The sequence below is a fragment of the Streptomyces sp. NPDC056161 genome (assembly GCF_042268025.1).
Lineage (GTDB): Bacteria > Actinomycetota > Actinomycetes > Streptomycetales > Streptomycetaceae > Streptomyces.
Map to the genome: position 1 here is coordinate 23,495 of NZ_JBHJUV010000042.1, position 18,475 is coordinate 41,969.

General features: G+C 73.5%; 15 protein-coding genes. 6 read left to right on the forward strand and 9 right to left on the reverse strand.

The genetic code is table 11. The features are described 5' to 3' along the window. Positions 1-273: 273 nt before the first annotated feature. Complete coding sequence (locus ACFC09_RS31945; RefSeq protein ID WP_376533927.1) at positions 274-1,914, reverse strand: ABC-F family ATP-binding cassette domain-containing protein; 1,641 nt, start codon at positions 1,912-1,914, stop codon at positions 274-276. Between the two features lie 300 nt (positions 1,915-2,214). Here ACFC09_RS31945 and ACFC09_RS31950 point away from each other — a divergent pair, with 300 nt between their 5' ends. After that, positions 2,215-3,129: an NAD(P)/FAD-dependent oxidoreductase gene (locus ACFC09_RS31950; RefSeq protein WP_376534038.1), complete on the forward strand. Its 915-nt coding sequence runs from the start codon at positions 2,215-2,217 to the stop codon at positions 3,127-3,129. Positions 3,130-3,411: 282 nt separating this feature from the next. Here ACFC09_RS31950 and ACFC09_RS31955 read toward each other — a convergent pair whose 3' ends face one another. Next, positions 3,412-5,370, reverse strand: coding sequence for a Xaa-Pro dipeptidyl-peptidase (locus ACFC09_RS31955; RefSeq protein ID WP_376533929.1), 1,959 nt, complete (start codon positions 5,368-5,370; stop codon positions 3,412-3,414). 198 nt (positions 5,371-5,568) lie between these two features. Here ACFC09_RS31955 and ACFC09_RS31960 point away from each other — a divergent pair, with 198 nt between their 5' ends. Together ACFC09_RS31960 and ACFC09_RS31965 are read left to right on the forward strand one after the other, a co-directional pair. After that, the gene (locus ACFC09_RS31960; protein WP_376533931.1) at positions 5,569-7,050 is read left to right on the forward strand and encodes a M1 family metallopeptidase; all 1,482 of its coding nucleotides are present in this window, start codon (positions 5,569-5,571) and stop codon (positions 7,048-7,050) included. A 205-nt stretch (positions 7,051-7,255) separates the two neighbouring features. Next, positions 7,256-7,999: a MerR family transcriptional regulator gene (locus ACFC09_RS31965; RefSeq protein WP_376533933.1), complete on the forward strand. Its 744-nt coding sequence runs from the start codon at positions 7,256-7,258 to the stop codon at positions 7,997-7,999. Between the two features lie 45 nt (positions 8,000-8,044). Here ACFC09_RS31965 and ACFC09_RS31970 read toward each other — a convergent pair whose 3' ends face one another. From ACFC09_RS31970 to mmpA, 4 genes are all read right to left on the reverse strand, one after another. Continuing rightward, on the reverse strand, positions 8,045-10,240 hold the full coding sequence (locus ACFC09_RS31970; RefSeq protein WP_376533935.1) for a 3-hydroxyacyl-CoA dehydrogenase NAD-binding domain-containing protein: 2,196 nt from the start codon (positions 10,238-10,240) through the stop codon (positions 8,045-8,047). 42 nt (positions 10,241-10,282) lie between these two features. After that, the gene (locus ACFC09_RS31975; RefSeq protein WP_376533937.1) at positions 10,283-11,497 is read right to left on the reverse strand and encodes an acetyl-CoA C-acetyltransferase; all 1,215 of its coding nucleotides are present in this window, start codon (positions 11,495-11,497) and stop codon (positions 10,283-10,285) included. A 135-nt stretch (positions 11,498-11,632) separates the two neighbouring features. After that, complete coding sequence (locus ACFC09_RS31980) at positions 11,633-12,787, reverse strand: CaiB/BaiF CoA transferase family protein (RefSeq protein ID WP_376533939.1); 1,155 nt, start codon at positions 12,785-12,787, stop codon at positions 11,633-11,635. Positions 12,788-13,082: 295 nt separating this feature from the next. Further along, positions 13,083-13,229, reverse strand: coding sequence for a morphogenic membrane protein MmpA (gene mmpA, locus ACFC09_RS31985; RefSeq protein ID WP_376533941.1), 147 nt, complete (start codon positions 13,227-13,229; stop codon positions 13,083-13,085). A gap of 252 nt (positions 13,230-13,481) precedes the next feature. Between mmpA and ACFC09_RS31990 the strand changes: the two genes are divergently transcribed. After that, complete coding sequence (locus ACFC09_RS31990) at positions 13,482-13,670, forward strand: hypothetical protein (protein WP_376533943.1); 189 nt, start codon at positions 13,482-13,484, stop codon at positions 13,668-13,670. On the opposite strand, the gene ACFC09_RS31995 is transcribed toward ACFC09_RS31990, so the two are convergent. The 3 genes from ACFC09_RS31995 to ACFC09_RS32005 form a co-directional block, all read right to left on the reverse strand. Continuing rightward, positions 13,619-14,341: an endonuclease V gene (locus ACFC09_RS31995; RefSeq protein ID WP_376533945.1), complete on the reverse strand. Its 723-nt coding sequence runs from the start codon at positions 14,339-14,341 to the stop codon at positions 13,619-13,621. The two genes, ACFC09_RS31990 and ACFC09_RS31995, sit on opposite strands and share 52 nt — an antisense overlap. Before the next feature lie 31 nt (positions 14,342-14,372). Continuing rightward, on the reverse strand, positions 14,373-14,699 hold the full coding sequence (locus ACFC09_RS32000; protein ID WP_376533946.1) for a plasmid stabilization protein: 327 nt from the start codon (positions 14,697-14,699) through the stop codon (positions 14,373-14,375). 74 nt (positions 14,700-14,773) lie between these two features. Beyond that, positions 14,774-15,877, reverse strand: a complete 1,104-nt coding sequence (locus ACFC09_RS32005) for a WD40/YVTN/BNR-like repeat-containing protein (protein WP_376533948.1) — start codon at positions 15,875-15,877, stop codon at positions 14,774-14,776. A gap of 215 nt (positions 15,878-16,092) precedes the next feature. Here ACFC09_RS32005 and ACFC09_RS32010 point away from each other — a divergent pair, with 215 nt between their 5' ends. Next, a complete protein-coding gene (locus ACFC09_RS32010) occupies positions 16,093-16,506 on the forward strand; it encodes an SsgA family sporulation/cell division regulator (protein WP_376533950.1) in 414 nt (137 codons plus the stop codon). 285 nt (positions 16,507-16,791) lie between these two features. Further along, on the forward strand, positions 16,792-18,414 hold the full coding sequence (locus tag ACFC09_RS32015) for an ABC-F family ATP-binding cassette domain-containing protein (RefSeq protein ID WP_376533952.1): 1,623 nt from the start codon (positions 16,792-16,794) through the stop codon (positions 18,412-18,414). Positions 18,415-18,475 lie beyond the last annotated feature (61 nt).

Genomic DNA, 18,475 nt, shown 5'->3' on the forward strand with positions numbered 1-18,475 from the left:
AGCCGGGCCCGGCCCGGTGCGGTTCGGTGCGGCAGCGGCATGACGGCTGTGTACGGCTGTGCTCCGGGGCCGGCGGGCGGCTCGCTCCGCGTTCGCCTCCACCTTCGCCTCCGGCGCCCGGTCGGCTGCGCGCCTCGTGCCGCCGCGCCCCCGCCGGCCGGGAGACGTGGGCGTCGCCCCGCGGGTACCTCCGCTGTCCTCCGCGGCGGCCCGGAGCCGGACGCGCGCGGTGCCCCCGCCGGCCCGGCCGTGTCGGGCCGGCGGCCCGGACGGTCAGCGTTCGCCGACCTTGCCGTCGGCCACCTCCAGGCGGCGGGTGACCCGGACGGCGTCCAGCATGCGGCGGTCGTGGGTGACCAGGAGCAGCGTGCCCTCGTAGGCGTCGACGGCCGATTCGAGCTGTTCGATGGCGGGCAGGTCGAGATGGTTGGTCGGCTCGTCGAGGACCAGGAGGTTCACACCCCGGCCCTGGAGGAGTGCCAGGGCGGCCCGCGTGCGCTCGCCCGGCGAGAGGGTCACGGCCGGACGCAGCACATGGTCCGCTTTCAGGCCGAACTTGGCGAGCAGGGTGCGGACGTCGGCGGGCTCGGTGTCGGGGACCGCGGCGCGGAACGCGTCCAGCAGGGACTCCGCGCCGTGGAACAGCGCGCGGGCCTGGTCCACCTCGCCGACCAGGACGCCCGAGCCGAGCACGGCGTGTCCGGCGGTCGGCGGGACCCGGCCGAGCAGCACGCCGAGCAGGGTCGACTTGCCCGCGCCGTTCGCGCCGGTCACGGCGATCCGGTCCGCCCAGTCGATCTGGAGTGACACCGGGCCGAGGACGAAGTCCCCACGGCGCACCTCCGCGTCCCTGAGCGTGGCGACGACGGCGCCGGAGCGGGGCGCGGAGGCGATCTCCATGTGCAGTTCCCACTCCTTGCGCGGCTCCTCGACGACGTCCAGCCGTTCGATCATGCGCTGGGTCTGCCGGGCCTTCGCGGCCTGTTTCTCGCTGGCCTCGCTGCGGAACTTGCGGCCGGCCTTGTCGTTGTCGTTGCCCGCCTTGCGGCGCGCGTTGCGTACGCCCTTGTCCATCCAGGCGCGCTGCATCTGCGCCCGGTCCTGAAGGGCGGCCTTCTTGTCGGCGTACTCCTCGTAGTCGTCCCGGGCGTGCCGCCGGGCGACCTCCCGCTCCCCCAGATAGGCCGCGTAGCCGCCGCCGTAGAGGTTGATCTGCCGCTGGGCGAGGTCGAGTTCGAGGACCTTGGTGACGGTGCGGGTGAGGAATTCACGGTCGTGGCTGACGACGACGGTGCCCGCGCGCAGGCCGGTCACGAAGCGTTCGAGGCGGTCCAGGCCGTCCAGGTCGAGGTCGTTGGTGGGTTCGTCGAGCAGGAAGACGTCGTAGCGGGACAGCAGCAGCGAGGCGAGTCCGGCGCGGGCCGCCTGGCCGCCGGACAGCGAGGTCATCGGCTGGTCGGGGCCGACGGTCAGCCCGAGCGTGTCGATGACCTCCTCGGTCCGCTCCTCCAGGTCGGCGCCGCCCAGGCCGAGCCAGCGCTCCAGGGCGGCGGCGTAGGCGTCGTCGGCGCCGGGCGCGCCGTCGACGAGTGCCTGGGTGGCCTCGTCCATCTGGCGCTGCGCGCGGGCGACGCCGGTGCGGCGGGCCAGGAACTCGCGCACGCTCTCGTCCGGCCTGCGCTCGGGCTCCTGCGGCAGGTGGCCGACGGTCGCGGTCGGCGGGGAGAGCCGCAGTTCGCCCTGCTCGGGCCGGACGAGACCGGCGAGCAGCCGCAGCAGCGTGGACTTGCCGGCGCCGTTGGCGCCGACCAGACCGATCACGTCCGCGGGCGCGACGACGAGGTCGAGGCCGGAGAAGAGCGAGCGGTCGCCGTGCCCGGCGGCGAGGTTCTTGGCGACGAGGGTGGCAGTCATCAGAGCGCCGATCCTAGTGCCCCGGCAGGGGACGTTCGCCCCGGTGCTCAGCGGGGGCCGCCGCGCGTCACCGGCGCCGCCGGCGGTCCCCCGACGGCGCGGGCCACGACGAAGGCTCCCCGCGCCGTCGGCCGAGAGTCGCCCATGCGCCGGACACGGTGTGCGGATCCCCAGAGCGGCACGGATGTGCGCATGGCGCCAGGAAATCCTCCGCCCGCGCGCCGCGATCCGCGCGCGGGGCCTGCCGTCCGGGCGCCGAGGTTCTAATCTCCCCGCGTGGAGCATGAGCCGAGTGACGAAGTGATCGTGGTCGGTGGCGGGGTCGTCGGGCTGACGACGGCCGTGGTGCTGGCCGAGGGCGGCCGGCGGGTGCGGGTGTGGACACGGGAGCCCGTCGAGCGGACCACCTCGGCGGTGGCCGGCGCGCTGTGGTGGCCGTACCGCATCGAACCGGAGCGGCTGGTCGGCGACTGGGCGCTCACCTCCCTCGTCGTGTACGAGGAGTTGGCACGGCGGCCCGAGCGGACGGGCGTACGCATGGTGGACGGCGTGCATCTCGGGATCCGCCCGGCGGACCTGGGGCCGTGGGCGGCGCGGGTGCCGGAGCTGCGGGCCGCGGACGACGGCGACGGGGTGCGGGCGCGGCTGCCGTTGGTCGACATGCCGGTCCATCTGGTGTGGCTGCGGGAGCGGCTGACGGCGGCCGGCGGGGTGGTCGAGGAGCGGACGGTGGCGGACCTGGCCGCGGTGCCGGCCGCCGTCGTGGTCAACTGCACCGGTCTCGGCGCCCGTGCGCTGGTGCCCGATCCGTCGGTGCGGCCGGTCCGGGGGCAGTTGGTCGTCGTGGAGAACCCGGGGATCACCACCTGGTTCACCTCGGTCGACGACCCCGCGGGTGATTCGGCCTACTTCTTTCCGCAGCCGGGCGGGCTGATCCTGGGCGGCACGGCACAGCCGGACGAGTGGTCCCTGGAACCCGACCCGCGCGTCGCCGAGGAGATCGTCGCCCGGTGCGCGGCCGTACGGCCGGAGATCGCCGGGGCGCGGGTGCTGGGGCACCGGGTGGCCCTGCGTCCGACGCGGCCCGCGGTACGGCTGGAACACGGGACGCTGCCGGGCGGGCGGACGTTGGTGCACAACTACGGGCACGGCGGGGCCGGGGTGACCGTGGCCTGGGGATGTGCCCGGGAGGCGGCCGGGCTGGCCGACACCTGAGCGCCGGTGCCGCGGACCCGGCACCGTTCGGGGACGGTGCCGGGACGAGTCGCCGCGCGACCGGGCGACGGTGGGGCAGGCGAGCCACGGTGGGGCGGCGATGCAACAGCAGGGCAGCCGGGCCGCGGTGGGGCGGCGATGCGAGAGCGGGGCAGCCGGGCGGTGGTGGGGAGGCGATGCGACAGCGGGGCAGCCGGGCCGCGGTGGGGCGGCGATGCGACAGCGGGGCAGCCGGGCGGCGGGCGGCCGGGCCGGACTCGGGCCCGGCCGCCCCTCAGCCGGTCAGCTCGCCGGGACGCGCTGTACGGCGTGCGGCGACCGGACGCCGTGCAGGGCCGTGGTCCCGGGTGCGGTGGAGGCCGCGCCGGAGGTGGCGCGGGCGAACGCGGCCGTGCCGCCGACCAGCGGTACCCGGGCGGACGTACGGGCCAGGTCCAGGGTGAGCGTGGGCGTGTCGGCCGGCGGATCGATGAGGCCCCTGTCGGTGCCTGCGACGATCAGCGCCAGCCGGTGGCCCGCGGGGACGACATGGTCGGTCGCGGCCAGGTCGAGCGTGATGGTGTACGCCCTGCCCGGAGTGAGCGGGACGCCCTTGCCGCTGTCGGCGTAGGTGCCGAGGTCGGCCCAGCCGCGGCTGAGGACCGTGTAGCCGACGGAGGTCGTCTTCGCCCGGGTCTGCTGGAAGCAGGCGCTGTCGCCCGGTGTGCTCTCGCCCCAGCAGTCCCGGTCGGTGCCGGTGGTGATGCCCTCGCCCGAATCGGCGTAGTCCCGGATGGTGTCGGGGCCGAGGTCGACGAGGACGGCGGACAGATGGGCCGTCGGGGTGGTCGGGGTGGCGGTCACGGTCACCGCGGAGGACCCGGACAGACGCAGGTCGCGGCCGAGCGGACCGGTGACGAACCCGGCCTTCTCGGGGGTGGACCTGCCGATCGCCGCGGCCCAGTCGGTCTCGCTCAGACCCGGGTCGTCGGTGAAGCTCTCGGTGCCGTGGCCGGGGCGCAGGCCGAGTGTGCCGACGCCCGCCAGGTCGCCCGCGGCGGGCCGCAGGGTGGTGGTGCCGGTGTCGCGCGGCGGCCAGAGCGCGGAGGTGACCCACTGGTCGGGCCGGCGTTCGATGTCGGCCATCGGCTCGCGGTCGATCCCGTTGTCGTAGCCGAGGAGTTCGTGGTCGAACCAGCGGTGCAGGGTGTCCACCCAGGCGCCGCGCCGGAAGTCGAAGGGGTCGACGTGGCCGGTCTGGGAGAGCCAGATCTTGCGCTCGACGCCGTGCGCGGCGAGGGCGTCCCACCACTGGCCGAAGTTCTTGGTGCGGACGTTGAGGTCCTGCATGCCGTGCACGAGGAAGACGCTGGCCCGGACCTTGCCCGCGTCCTTGACGTAGTCCCGTTCGCTCCACAGCCCGGTCCAGTCGCCGGTGCGCGGGGCGCCGTCGACGAGCGCGCGCTGCACGGCGGCGCACCGGCCGAGGGCGTCGTCGCTCTCGACGGCGCCGGCCAGCCAGTCGGGTCCGGAGTCGTACAGCGGCGCGCCCTGGGCGAAGTAGTAGTCGTACCAGGAGGAGATCGCGCTGATCGGGACGATCGTCCGAAGTCCCTCGACGCCGGTGGCCGCCACGCCGTTGGCGATGGTGCCGTCCCAGCTCTTGCCGATCATGCCGGTTCTGCCGTTGCTCCAGTCCGCGGTGACGGTGGTGGTGCCGGTGCGGCTGGTGTAGGCCCTGGCGCGGCCGTTCAGCCAGTCGATCACGGCCTTGGCGGACTGAATGTCGGAGCGTCCGCCGACGTCGACGCATCCGTCGGAGCGGTTGGTGCCGGCGAGGTCGACGCCCACGACGGCGTAGCCGCGCGGCACGAAGTAGTTGTCGTAGAAGAGCGGCATCTGGACGACGTGGCCCTGGGCGTCGTACGTCTTCAGCTGGCTCTCGTTCCCGCGCCCGCAGCACGAGTAGTAGGGGCTCGCGTCCATGATGACGGGGATCCTGCGGCCTTGCTGGGCGGGTTCGCGGGGCCGGACGATGTCGGCGGCGACCCGGTCGGTGTGTCCGTCTCCGTCGGCGTCGAGGCCGGTGTCCACCCAGACGGCCTCGCGGACGGCGTTCGCGTAGGAGTGGACCGGGCGGCTCTCCCGGGCTGCCGGGCCGGTGGCGGCCTGGGCCGTCGGAGTGAGGAAGGCGGCCGTCAGGGCGACGACGGCGGCTGCCGCGAGCGGTCTCCAGATCGTGAAGCGCATACGTTTCGGCATGCGCGGACGGTACCCCGGCCAACTCCCGTGAAGAAGAGGACACGTGGGGCACGGCCGGCCGGACCGCGTGCGTGGCACGCGCCGTGTCATGGCGGCCGAATGGCGATCGTGTGACAGCGGGGGCCGTGGACACGTCAGGGGGCGGCGGGACTGAATAGGCTTCGAACGGACTTGGTGCTTCTACGACTTGGAGCTCTCGTGCACCGCAGAATCTTCGCGCCGGGCGCGCTCGCGGCGGCCTCCCTGCTGCTGGCGGTACCGGCGTCGGCCGCGAGCTACACCCCCGGCGCTCCGGGCATCGGCGACCCCTACTACCCGTACTACGGCAACGGCGGTTACGACGTCTCCCACTACGACCTGCGGCTGCGGTACCAGCCCGGGACGGACGAACTCGACGGCACGGCGACGATCCTGGCCCGGACCACGCAGGACCTGTCCCGCTTCGACCTGGACTTCCTGCTGGACGTGAGCGAGGTCCGGGTCAACGGCGCCAAGGCCGCCTTCGCCACCTCCGGCGAGCACGAGTTGCAGATCACCCCGAAGACGCCGCTGGCGAAGGGCACGCCGATCACGGTCGTGGTCCGCTACAGCGGAGTGCCGTCCACGAAGACCGCGTACGGGTTCTCGACCTGGCACCGCACCCCGGACGGCGCCGTCGCCGCGGACGAGCCCGAGGCCGCCTGGTGGTGGTACCCGAGCAACGACCATCCGCTCGACAAGGCCACCTACGACGTGTCGGTGGCCGTGCCGGACGGCACCCAGGCCATCTCCAACGGCACGCTCCAGTCGACCAGTTCCAAACTCGGCTGGACCCGCTACACCTGGCGCCAGAACAAGCCGCAGGCCACCTACCTGACCACGCTCGCGGTCGGCAGGTTCGACATCACGACCAGCACCTCCGAGGGCGGGGTCCCGGTCGTCAACGCCTACAGCAAGGACCTCGGGGACAACGACGGGGCGGCGCGGGCGAGCGTGGAGCGGACCGGGGAGGTCGTCGACTGGCTGAGCGGGTACTTCGGCCCGTACCCGTTCGCCTCGGCCGGCGGCTATGTGCCCAACACGACCACCAGCTACGCGCTGGAGACGCAGACGCGGGTGTTCTACAGCCCGAAGCAGTTCGCGAACGGCTCCAACACCTCGGTGGTCGTGCACGAGCTGGCCCACCAGTGGTACGGCGACTCGGTGTCGCTGAAGGACTGGAAGGACATCTGGATCAACGAGGGCTTCGCCCGGTACGCGCAGTGGCTGTGGTCCGAGCACGAGGGTGAGGGCACCGCGCAGGAACTGGCGGACTACACGTACGCCTCGCACCCGGCCGACGACCCGTTCTGGACGGTGGCGCCCGGCGACCCCGGCCCGGACAACCAGTTCGACACCGCCGTGTACGACCGGGGCGCGCTGGCCATCCAGGCGCTGCGCAACGAGATCGGCGACGACGCGTTCTTCGCCGTCCTGAAGGGCTGGCCGAAGGAGCACGCGTACGGCAACGCGTCCGTGGCGGACTTCCAGAGGTACGCCGAGCAGGTGTCCGGGAAGCCGCTGGCCGCGCTGTTCGACACCTGGCTGTTCCAGCCGAGCAAGCCGGCCGCGCCCGAGGCGCGCGCCGCGGCCGTCGCCGCGGCCGCTCCCGTCCAGCCGAGGTCGTGGAAGAAGATCGCGGCGACGAACGACGCGCGCTGAGCGCTCCACGGGAAGGCCGTGATCCGCTGATCCCGTCCGCGGGTGCGCCGTGGCTGGTCACCCCCTTCCCGTCTCGCTCGAACAGGGGGACCCGCATCTCCCCGCGCCCTTGCGGGGGCGCCCTCGGCCGACAGGGTGGGCCACGGCCCCGGCCGGGGCCCCCGCGCGGTTTCACAGTGGTGGTGGGACAGCGATACTGCTGCACATGACGACCGACGCCGAGGAGCCGCCCCTCACCATCGACGAGTTGGCCGCGCGGGCCGGCGTCACGGTCCGTACGGTCCGCTTCTACAGCACCAAGGGCCTGCTGCCGCCCCCGGCGATCGGGCCGCGCCGGGTGGGGCACTACGGGCCGGGTCACCTCGCGCGGCTCACGCTGATCGAGGAGTTGCAGCGCCAGGGCATGACGCTGGCCGCGATCGAGCGCTATCTGCACCGGCTGCCGCCCGACCTGACCGCGCGCGACCTGGCCGTGCACCGCGCGGTGGTGTCCTCGTGGGCCCCGGACGCTGCGCGGACGCTCACCCACGCGGAGTTGGAGCGCCGGGCTGGGCGTCCGCTGGACGGGGGTGATCTGGACCGGCTGACGGCGATGGACGTCGTCGAGCGGGCCGGGGACGCGTTCCGGGTCGACCTCGGGCTGCTCAGGCTCGGTGTCGAACTGCTCGACGTGCCGCTGTCGCAGGAGTCGATCCTCGCCGCCCGCGGCGTCCTGCTGGAGCACGCCCGCGCGGCGGCGCACGAGATGTCGCGGCTGCTGCGCGCCGAGGTGGCGGAGCGCGACGCCCGGGACGTGCGCTCGCTGTCCGCCCATATGCAGCCGCTGGTCGTCCAGGCCCTGCTGACAGCCTTCCAGCGGTCCCTGAAGGAGGAGCTGCGGGTCTGGCTGGGGGACGAACCGGCGCCGGAGCCGACCCGGCCGGCGAACGGGCCGTCCGGACCCTGCTGACGGGCGGCCCACCCCGGGGGCCGCCCCACGGCGGTACCGACGCTCTCAGCGGGCGTCGGTGAAGACCTCCCCCTTCTCGGCCTTCTCGACCAGCAGGGCGGGCGGGGTGAACCGCTCGCCGTAGCGCGCGGCGAGTTCACGCGCGCGGGCGACGAAGCCGGCCGGGCCGGTGCCCGTCCCGGCGCCGCCCTCGTAGCCGTTGATGTACTGGAGCACACCGCCGGTCCAGCCGGGGAAGCCGATGCCGAAGATCGAGCCGATGTTGGCGTCGGCGACCGAGGTCAGCACGCCCTCTTCGAGCAGCCGTACGGTGTCCAGCGCCTCGGCGAACAGCATGCGCTCCTGCATGTCGCCGAACGGGATCCGATGGCCGGGCCGGGTGAAGTGCTCGCGCAGCCCCGGCCACAGTCCGGTGCGCCGGCCGTCCGCGTCGTAGTCGTAGAACCCGGCGCCGCCGCTGCGGCCGGTGCGGCCGAACTCGTCGACCATGCGGTCGATGACGGCCTCGGCGGGGTGCGGCGTCCAGGTGCCGCCCGCCTCCTCGACGGCCCGCCTCGACTCGGTGCGGATCTTGCGGGGCAGGGTGAGGGTCAGCTCGTCCATCAGGGAGAGCACCTTCGCCGGATAGCCCGCCTGCGCCGCCGCCTGCTCGATCGACGCGGGTTCGACGCCCTCGGCGACCATCGCCACTCCCTCATCGATGAAGTGGCCGATGACGCGGGAGGTGAAGAAGCCGCGTGAGTCGTTCACGACGATCGGCGTCTTGTTGATCTGCCGGACCAGGTCGAAGGCGCGGGCGAGGGCCGCCTCGCCGGTGCGCTCGCCCTTGATGATCTCGACGAGCGGCATCTTGTCGACCGGCGAGAAGAAGTGCAGCCCGATGAAGTCGGCCTGCCGCTGGACGCCCTCGGCGAGCGCGGTGATGGGCAGGGTGGAGGTGTTGGAGCACAGCAGCGCGTCGGGCGCGACGACACTCTCGATCTCCTGGAAGACCTTGTGCTTGAGCGCGGTGTCCTCGAAGACGGCCTCGATCACCGCGTCACAGCCCGCGAGGTCGGTCACTTCGGCGGTGGGCGTGATGCGGGCGAGCAGCGCGTCGGCCTTCTCCTTGGTGGTACGGCCCTTGGCGACGGCCTTGGCGCACAGTTTCTCGGAGTAGCCCTTGCCCTTGGCGGCGGCCTCGGGGGAGACGTCCTTCAGGACGACGTCGATGCCCGCGCGGGCGCACGCGTAGGCGATGCCCGCGCCCATCATCCCGGCGCCGAGCACGGCCGCCCTGCGGACCCGGCGGGGCTCGATGCCCCGGGGCCGGTTGGCGCCGGAGTTGACGGCCTGCAAGTCGAAGAAGAACGCCTGGATCATGTTCTTCGCCGTCTGCCCGGCGGCCAGTTCCACGAAGTAGCGGGCCTCGACGACCTCGGCGGTGGCGAAGTCCACCTGGGAGGACTCGACCGCGGCGGCGAGGATGCGCCGCGGGGCCGGGTAGGGGGCGCCGTTCGTCTGCTTGCGCAGGCTGGCCGGGAAGGCGGGCAGGTTGGCCGCGAACTTGGGGTTGGCCGGGGTGCCGCCCGGGATGCGGTAGCCGGGCCTGTCCCAGGGCTGCTGCGACTCGGGGTGGGCGTCGATGAACGCGCGCGCCTTGGCCAGCATCTCCTCGGGGGTGCCCGCGACGTCGTCGATCAGACCGTTCTCCAGCGCGCGCCGCGGGTTGTACTGGGTGCCCTGGAGGAGCACCTTCAGCAGTGCGTCGGTGATGCCGAGCAGCCGTACGGTGCGGACGACGCCGCCGCCTCCGGGCAGCAGGCCGAGGGTGACCTCGGGGCAGCCGATCTTCGAACCGGGTGCGTCGAGGGCGATGCGGTGGTGGCAGGCGAGGGCGATCTCGTAGCCGCCGCCGAGCGCTGCGCCGCCCAGCGCCGCGACGACCGGCTTGCCGAGGGTCTCGATGCGGCGCAGGTTGCGCTTGATCGCCATGCCGCCGTCGAAGAGTTCCTGGGCGGTCCCGGGCGTGACCCGGATCAGATCGCGCAGGTCGCCGCCTGCGAAGAAGGTCTTCTTGGCGGAGGTGAGGATGACACCGCGGATCGAGTCGCGCTCGGCCTCCAGACGGTCGGTGATCGCGGCCAGCGACTCCCGGAACGCCTGGTTCATGGTGTTGGCGGACTGGTCGGGGTCGTCGAGGACGAGCGTGACGACGCCGGTGTCGTCCTGTTCCCAGCGGATGGTGGTGCTCGTGGTCATGAGGGGTCTCCGTAGAAGTCGGGAAGTCTGCCGCTGGGGAGGTCAGATGCGTTCGACGATCGTGGCGATGCCCATGCCGCCGCCCACGCACAGCGTGGCGAGGCCGTAGCGCTTGTCCTGGCGTTCCAGTTCGTCGACGAGGGTGCCGAGGATCATCGCTCCGGTGGCGCCGAGCGGGTGGCCCAGGGCGATGGCGCCGCCGTTGACGTTGACCTTGTCCAGGGTGAGGCCCATGTCCTTCACGAAGCGCAGGACGACGGCCGCGAACGCCTCGTTGATCTCGACGAGGTCGATGTCGTCGATGCTCAGCCCGGCCCGTGCGAGCGCCTTGCGGGTGGCGGGCGCGGGTCCGGTGAGCATAATGGTGGGCTCGGAGCCGGAGACGGCCGCGGAGACGATCCGGGCGCGCGGGGTGAGTCCGTTGCGCTCGCCGGCCTCCTTGGAGCCGATGGCGACGAGCGCGGCGCCGTCGACGATGCCGGAGGAGTTGCCCGCGTGGTGGACGTGGTCGATCTTCTCGACCCAGTGATACCGCTGGAGCGCCACGGCGTCGAAGCCGGCGAGGTCGCCGATGTCCGCGAAGGACGGCTTCAGCTTGGCGAGCGAGTCGGCGGTGGTGCCGGGCCGCGGGTGCTCGTCGTGGTCGAGGACGACCAGGCCGCTGCGGTCCCTGACCGGGACCACGGAACGCTCGAAGCGGCCCTCCTTCCAGGCGGTGGCCGCGCGTTCCTGGGAGAGCGCGGCGTACTCGTCGACGTCGCGCCGGGAGAAGCCCTCGATGGTGGCGATCAGGTCGGCGCTGACGCCCTGCGGGACGAAGTTGACGGCGAGGTTGGTCATCGGGTCGTTGAACCAGGCGCCGCCGTCCGAGGCCATCGGCACCCGGGACATCGACTCGACGCCGCCCGCGAGCACCAGGTCCTCCCAACCGGAACGGATCTTGGCGGCGGCCATGTTCACCGCCTCAAGGCCGGAGGCACAGAAGCGGTTCTCCTGCACGCCCGCCACGGTGTCCGGCAGTCCGGCCGCGACGGCGGCGATCCGGGCGATGTCCGAGCCCTGGTCGCCGACCGGGCCGACGACGCCGAGCACGATGTCGTCGATCGCCGCCGGGTCGAGGCCGGGGAAGCGGGCGCGGATCTCGTGGATGAGGCCGACGACCAGGTCGATGGGCTTCGTGCCGTGCAGGGCGCCGTTCGCCTTGCCGCGGCCGCGCGGGGTGCGGATCGCGTCGTACACGTACGCTTCGGTGCTCACTGAGGGGCCTTTCCACGAGGGTTGCGGAGCGAGGGGAGTTCGGGCTGCGGGGGGGGGAGGGCCGGTGCGCTGTGGTCCGGTGCGCTGTGGTCCGGTCCGCCGGGCCGGGCACGGCTCGGGGGGAAGGCGGTTCCATCATGCGTCGTCCCCGCCGGGGGCGCAGAGCAAGCCGGGCACGTTCCAGTCGTGCGCCACGTCCGCGGTGTCCGCCCCGGGCCGGGCGGGGCCGGAGCGGATCGTGGTCGGGGTCGCGGAGAACCGGGGTGCCGGGGCCGGCTGGGTGATGCCGGCGTGGTCGGTGAAGGTGCCGCGGGCGGCGAGGTGCGGGTGGTGCGGGGCCTCGCGCAGCGACAGGACGGGCGCCACGCACGCGTCGGAGCCCTCGAAGACGGCCGTCCACTCGTCGCGGGTACGGGACTTGAAACGGGCGGCGATCCGCTCGCGCAGTTCACCCCATCGGGTCCGGTCCTTGCGGGCCGGGATCAGTTCGTCCAGGCCGAGCAGCCGCAGGAACTCCTCGTAGAACTGCTGTTCAAGAGCGCCGACCGCCAGGTACCCGCCGTCGGCGGTCTCGTAGGTGCCGTAGTACGGGCAGCCGCCGTCGAGCAGGTTGGCGGCCCGCCGGTCCTGCCAGCCGCCGGCGGCCAGCATGCCGTGGATCATCGCGGTGAGATGCGCGGTCCCGTCGACGATGGCGGCGTCGACGACCTGGCCCGCGCCGGTCTCGCGCACGTGGTGGAGGGCGGCGAGCACGCCGACGACCAGGTAGAGGGAGCCGCCCGCGTAGTCCCCGACGAGGTTGGCGGGGACGGGGGGCGGCTCGTCCGGGGCGCCGATCATGCCGAGGGCGCCGGTGACGGCGATGTACGCCACGTCGTGGCCGGCGCGGTCGGCGAGCGGACCGTCCTGTCCCCAGCCGGTCATCCGTCCGTAGACCAGTCGTGGGTTGCGGGCGTGGCAGTCCTCGGGGCCGACGCCGAGCCGTTCGGCCACGCCCGGCCGGAAGCCCTCGATCAGGACGTCCGCCCGTTCGGCCAGGTCGAGGACGCGGGCCGGGCCGTCGGCGGACTTCAGGTCGACGACGACGGAGCGCTTGTTGCGGTTGGTGACGTCGTGGGCCGGATCGACGGCGAGCCCGGGAGTCCCGGGCCGGTCCACACGGACGACGTCGGCGCCCAGGTCGGCGAGGAGCATGGCGGCGAACGGGCCGGGTCCGAGACCGGCCAGCTCGACCACGCGCAGCCCCGTGAGCGGGCCGTGTCCCTGCGTCGGCTTCCCTGCCGTCGTCATGCGGCCCCCAGTCGATGTGACACAGACGATGTAACACCATCGATGCTAGGAACACGTTCCACCGGGCACAAGGCCGGAGGACCGAGCGCTCGGCCAAGTCGCCCATGGTCACCCGAGCGTCGCCACGACCGGCCGGGCACGGGGGCGGTGCGCCGGGTTCGGGGTGGTGGCCGGAGTCGACCGAGGGCCGGCGGGGTGCGGTCGCCCCTGCCGTGGCGGCGAAGGACGGCCCGCCCCGGGGAACGCCGGCGCCGGGATCACCCTCCGGCCGGCTCCCACCGTCCAGGACGGTCCCTCATCGGACCCAGCCGGCCAGGGTGTAGATCATTCCGGCCGTCCAGGCGAGTCCCGCCAGGACGGCGAGGGCCAGCGCGAGGCCCGCGGCCCGCCCGGCGGGACGGGGACGCCGCGGCACCGGCCGCGGGCAGGGAGGAGTCGTCATGCGGCCCAGCCTGCCGGTCGGCCGGCTGGACCACATCCGTACAGGTACTCAGACGGCGCGTCCGCGGCACGGCGGCGACCGCGCGTACGGACGGCGGCGCGACCACCGTCCCCGTCGCACCCTTCCTCTCCCTCCGTTTGAGACTTTCCGGGGATCAGTGACGCTGCTCCCTGGGTTCTGTGCGGAAAAGTGCCAAGAAGCAGGTGAATGAAACAATGGAAGCCCAAGGTCCGAGGTCCAAGGAGGGAAAACGTGAAGTTCGTTCTGGAGGTCACGGTCGACGACACGGCGGCAGCCGTGGACCGGGCGGCGGAGCTGGGACGGATCCTGCGCTACTGGGGCGGAAACCTCGGTCACTACGCGCTCGAAACCGGGGACGGCTCGGCCGTCTACGACTCCGGGTACCGCGAGGTCGGGGAGTGGCGGATCGTCGCCTCCTGAAGCGCCCGTCGGCACAGCGCGTCCGCCCGGCGGGTCGTCTCCGGGAGCCGGAAACCCGCGGTGATCGCGAGCGTGTGGGCGCAGGCGTTGTCCAGGCTCATCCGGTGGCCGACGGAGACGAAGACCGGCTTGACGGCGTCCCGCGTGCGCAGGGCGCGGCCGACCTCTTCGTCGCCCGCGCGCAGCGGGGTGGCGCTGCCCCGGCCCGGTGCCGGGTCGTCGTGGGCGAAGGTGAACGGGTTCTTGGCGACGCCGATCGTGGGCAGGCCCGTGAGCACCCCCAGGTGGCTCGCGAGCCCGAAGCGACGCGGATGGGCGAGCCCGTAGCCGTCGCAGACGACCAGGCCGGGCGGACCGGGCAGCGCGTCGAGCGCGGCCAGCACGGCGGGGATCTCACGGAAGGCCAGCAGCCCGGGTACGTACGGGAAGGCCACCGGGCCGACGGCGGTCGCCTCGGCGACCACCTCCAGGGTGGCCGCGTCCAGGGTGACGGCCGCGGCCGCGACGAGGTCGCGGCCGTCGTCGTAGGCGACGTCGACCCCGGTGACCCGGCCCGTCCCGGGCGGCGGGCCGGGCTCGTCCAGTACCACCCGGCCCCGCAGCGCGTCCTGCACCGCGCGGGCCTGTTCCTCGGTCACCGGCCAGTTCTCGGGCAGCGCTACGGTCGTCATGGTGGGGACGAGCCTACGGGGCGGCCCGGGATCACAGGTCGCCGAGGGCCCGTCGCAGCTGGTCCTTGTTCATGTCCGAGCGGCCGTGGATGCCGCGCCGCCTGGCCTCCTCGTAGAGCTGGTCGTAGGTGGGCCCCTGCGAGCCCTTGCCCGAGCGCAGGCCGCCGCGCCGGCCGGAGGACATGTCCTGGAGCGAGAGGCGGCTCGCGGTCCTCGACTCGCCCGTGCGGGCACGCTCCTTGTTCACGGTCCTGGCGGCGATCTCCTCGGCGCGTCGCCTGCTCGCACCGCGGTCCAGCTCGCTCTGCCTGATGTGTTCGTACTGCCGCTCCCGCTTGGGACTCGAACCCCGTGGCACGACCGCTCACTTCCTCTCACGCTCGGCATCGTGTCGGGTGCCGTCGCCGAGTACCCGGGATCCGCCCTCCTACGTCAGCTCTCCAGGCGTGCCACCCGCCCCTGCTCCCCCGCCGCCCAGCAGCTCAGGTCAGGGGTGCAGGTCACCGTGTCGTACGAGCCGGCGTCGATGGTCCGCCAGGTACGGCCGGCGTCGGTCGTCAGGTCGGTGCCGGTCGGGCCGACGGCGAGGGCCGCGGTGCGGCTGTGCGGGAGCCAGGCGACGCCGGAGCGGTAGGCGGGCGGAGCGGTGGCGGCGGGCCGCCAGGTCCGTCCGGCGTCGGAGGTGCCGGCCGCCGCCCGGGGCGAGGGCCGGTCCTGGCGGTAGTCGCCGCCGACGGCGAGGCCGTGGGTACGGTCCCGGAAGGCGAGGGCGAAGACCCCGCGGGCCGGGTCGCCCGCCGGCAGCGGCGTGCCGGTGGCGGTCCAGGTCAGTCCGCGGTCGGCGGAGTGCAGCACGCGCGCCTGGGCGCCGCCGCCCGTGGCCAGCCAGACGTCCGCGGGCCCGGACGTCACCAGGCACTGCCCACTGGCCGCGAAGCCCGCCTCGCCGTCCAGGGCGGGCGGCATGCCGGCGGCCGGCAGCACCCGCCAACTGCGCCCGCCGTCGGACGTGGAGAGGATGCGGAACCTGCCGTCCACCGGGTCGCTCATGGCGAGGCCGTGGCGGCGGTCGAAGAAGGCGAGGCAGTCGTAGAAGGACTTCGGGTCGGTGTTGCGGAAGGACTCCGTCCAGGTGGCGCCGCCGTCGTCGGTGCGGTAGACGCGGGACGCCTCGCCCTCGCCGATGGCCAGCACCACGGCGCGGCGCGCGTCGAACGCCTCGACGTCGCGGATCTCCAGGTCGGCGGCGCCCGGCGGAGAGACGTTCCGCCAGCTCGCCCCGCCGTCCGAGGTGCGCAGCACGGTGCCGCCCGTGCCGGCCAGCCAGGCCGTGCGGCGGTCCACGGCCGACAGACCTCGGAAGCGGGCCGCGGGGGTGCCGGTGTCCTTGAGTTCCCAGTGGTGGGCGCCGTGAACGAGCGGCCGGGCCTCGGCGGGTCCGACGGTGAGCGCGGCGAGTGCCGCCCCGCACGCCACCCCCGCGGCCACCGCCCGACTCGTACGTCCCCTGCGTCGCGTGCTCCCCAAGCGCCTCATGGCGGGCGAAGCTAGCCCACTCCCCCGCCGCCGTCCAGGGCCCGGGACGCGCCCGCGCGGCGGTCCGGCCGGCGCGCCACCGAGGGCGCAGGCATGAATGCGGTGACAGAGGTCACTCGACACGCGTGTGCACGGAAGCGGCCGTTTCGTCGTCTCTTCCAGTGCCAGGGTCGACCACCCGCACGTTGGTCCAGCCGTCACGAGGGAGCAAGGCGTTGTCCATCGTCATCGAGCAGCCCGTAGAGGCCCGCCTCGTCGCCGCCGCCCCGCGCATGCAGAGCTTTCCCGCCACGCTGCGCTACGACCGGCGCGATCCGTTCGCCGTGTGCATGACCTTCCCGGGCCCGGCCACCCTGGAGGGCGTGGAGGTCTGCTGGACCTTCGCCCGGGACCTCCTCGCGGCCGGGCTGCACGGCTGCGAGGGCAGCGGCGACGTGCGGGTGCGGCCGTACGGGTACGACCGCACCGTCCTGGAGTTCCACGCCAGCGAGGGCACGGCGATCGTGCACGTCCGCTCGGGTGAGATCCGCCGGTTCCTCCAGGCCACCAGCGATCTGGTGCCGCTCGGCCTGGAACACCTCCAACTCGACCTCGACCGCGATCTGGCCGAGCTGATGCGCCGGCCCTGACGGCCGCCGCCGCACAGCCTCGCGGCGGTCCGAAATCGCGTTGACAGCCGCCGGACCCCCTCGTACGGTGCTGAGTGGTCCTGTTGCCGTCGATTGGAGAAGGACGTTGCTCCTCTGAGGTCCTGAGACACCGCGTCACACCCGTGAGGTGTGCGTTGGCGTGCGACCTCGGCGTCCGAGCCGTCCTTGGGCACAGGCCATTTCCATGGCCCGGTTCCCTGTTGCCGCCCAGCGGTGCCTCGACACGCGTTTGCCCTGACCGCACCAAGCAACCGCGAGGCCCCCATGTCACCTTCCCTCACCTGCACCTCCCTGTCCTTCGCCTGGCCCGACGGCACTCCCGTCCTCGACGGTCTCGACGCCGCCTTCGCCTCCGGCCGCACCGGGCTCGTGGGCGTCAACGGATCAGGGAAGTCGACCCTGCTGAAGCTGCTCGCCGGCGACCTCACCCCCTCCGCCGGCACCGTCCGGGTGACCGGCGAGATCGGCTACCTCCCGCAGAACGTCACGCTCGACACCGCGCTGCGCGTCGACGAGGCCCTGGGCATCGCCGCCCGGCGGGCCGCCCTGCACGCCATCGAGGCGGGCGACGCCTGCGAGGAGCACTTCGAGGCGGTCGGCGACGACTGGGACGTCGAGGAGCGCGCGGTCGCCACCCTGGGCGAACTCGGCCTGGGCCACATCGGCCTGGACCGTACCGTCGGCGAGGTCTCCGGCGGCGAGTCGGTGCTGCTGCGGCTGGCCGCGCTGCTGCTGCGCCGGCCGGACGCGCTGCTGCTCGACGAGCCCACCAACAATCTCGACCTGTACGCGCGCCGGCGCCTGTACGCGGCCGTCGCGTCCTGGCCGGGTGTGCTGGTCGTGGTCAGCCACGATCGGGAACTCCTCGGCCTGGTCGACCAGATCGCCGATCTGCGTGCCGGCCGGATCACCTGGTACGGCGGCGACTTCACGGCGTACGAGGCGGCGCTCGCCGCCGAACAGGAGGCCGCCGAGCGCATGGTGCGCGTGGCCGAGGCCGACGTCCGCAAGCAGCGGCGCGAACTGGCCGACGCCCAGGTCAAGCTGGCCCGCCGCAAGCGGTACGGACAGAAGATGTTCGAGCAGAAACGCGAACCGAAGATCGTCATGGGCGCGCGCAGACGCGCGGCGCAGGAGTCCGCGGGCAAGCACCGCATCCTGCACGAGGAGCGGCTGTCCGAGGCCAGGGAACGGCTCGACGAGGCCGCGGAGGCCGTACGGGACGACGACGAGATCCGCGTCGACCTGCCGTACACGGCCGTGCCGCCGGGCCGTGACGTCCTCACCCTGCGGAATCTGGAGCTGAGGTACGGAGCGCGCGTCGGCGGCCTCGACGTGCGCGGGGCGGAACGGATCGCGCTGGTCGGACGCAACGGCGCGGGCAAGACGACGCTGCTGCGCACCGTCGCCGGTGAACTGCCGCCGGTGGCGGGCGAGGCGACGGCGCACGTACCCTTGCGCTTCCTGCCGCAGCGGCTGGACGTCCTCGACGGCGGGCTGACCGTCGCCGAGAACGTGGCCCGGTTCGCGCCGGACGCCACCGGCAACCGGATCCGGGCCCGGCTGGCCCGGTTCCTGTTCCGCGGCGCCCGTGCCGACCGGAAGGCGGCGACCCTGTCCGGCGGGGAACGCTTCCGGGCCGCCCTGGCCGCGCTGATGCTCGCGGAGCCCGCGCCGCAGCTCCTCATGCTCGACGAGCCGACCAACAACCTGGACATGGCGAGCGTGCGGCAGCTGACCACGGCCCTGGAGTCGTACGAGGGCGCCCTGCTGGTGGCCAGTCACGACCTCCCGTTCCTGAAGTCGGCCGGCATCACCCGCTGGCTGCTCCTGGAGGACGGCGAACTGAAGGAGACCACGCCGGAGGCGGTCGGGAACCCCGCCTAGCGCAACGGCATGCGGCCCGGAGGACGGGGCGGCACGCGGCGCACCCCACGGCCCTGCGCCG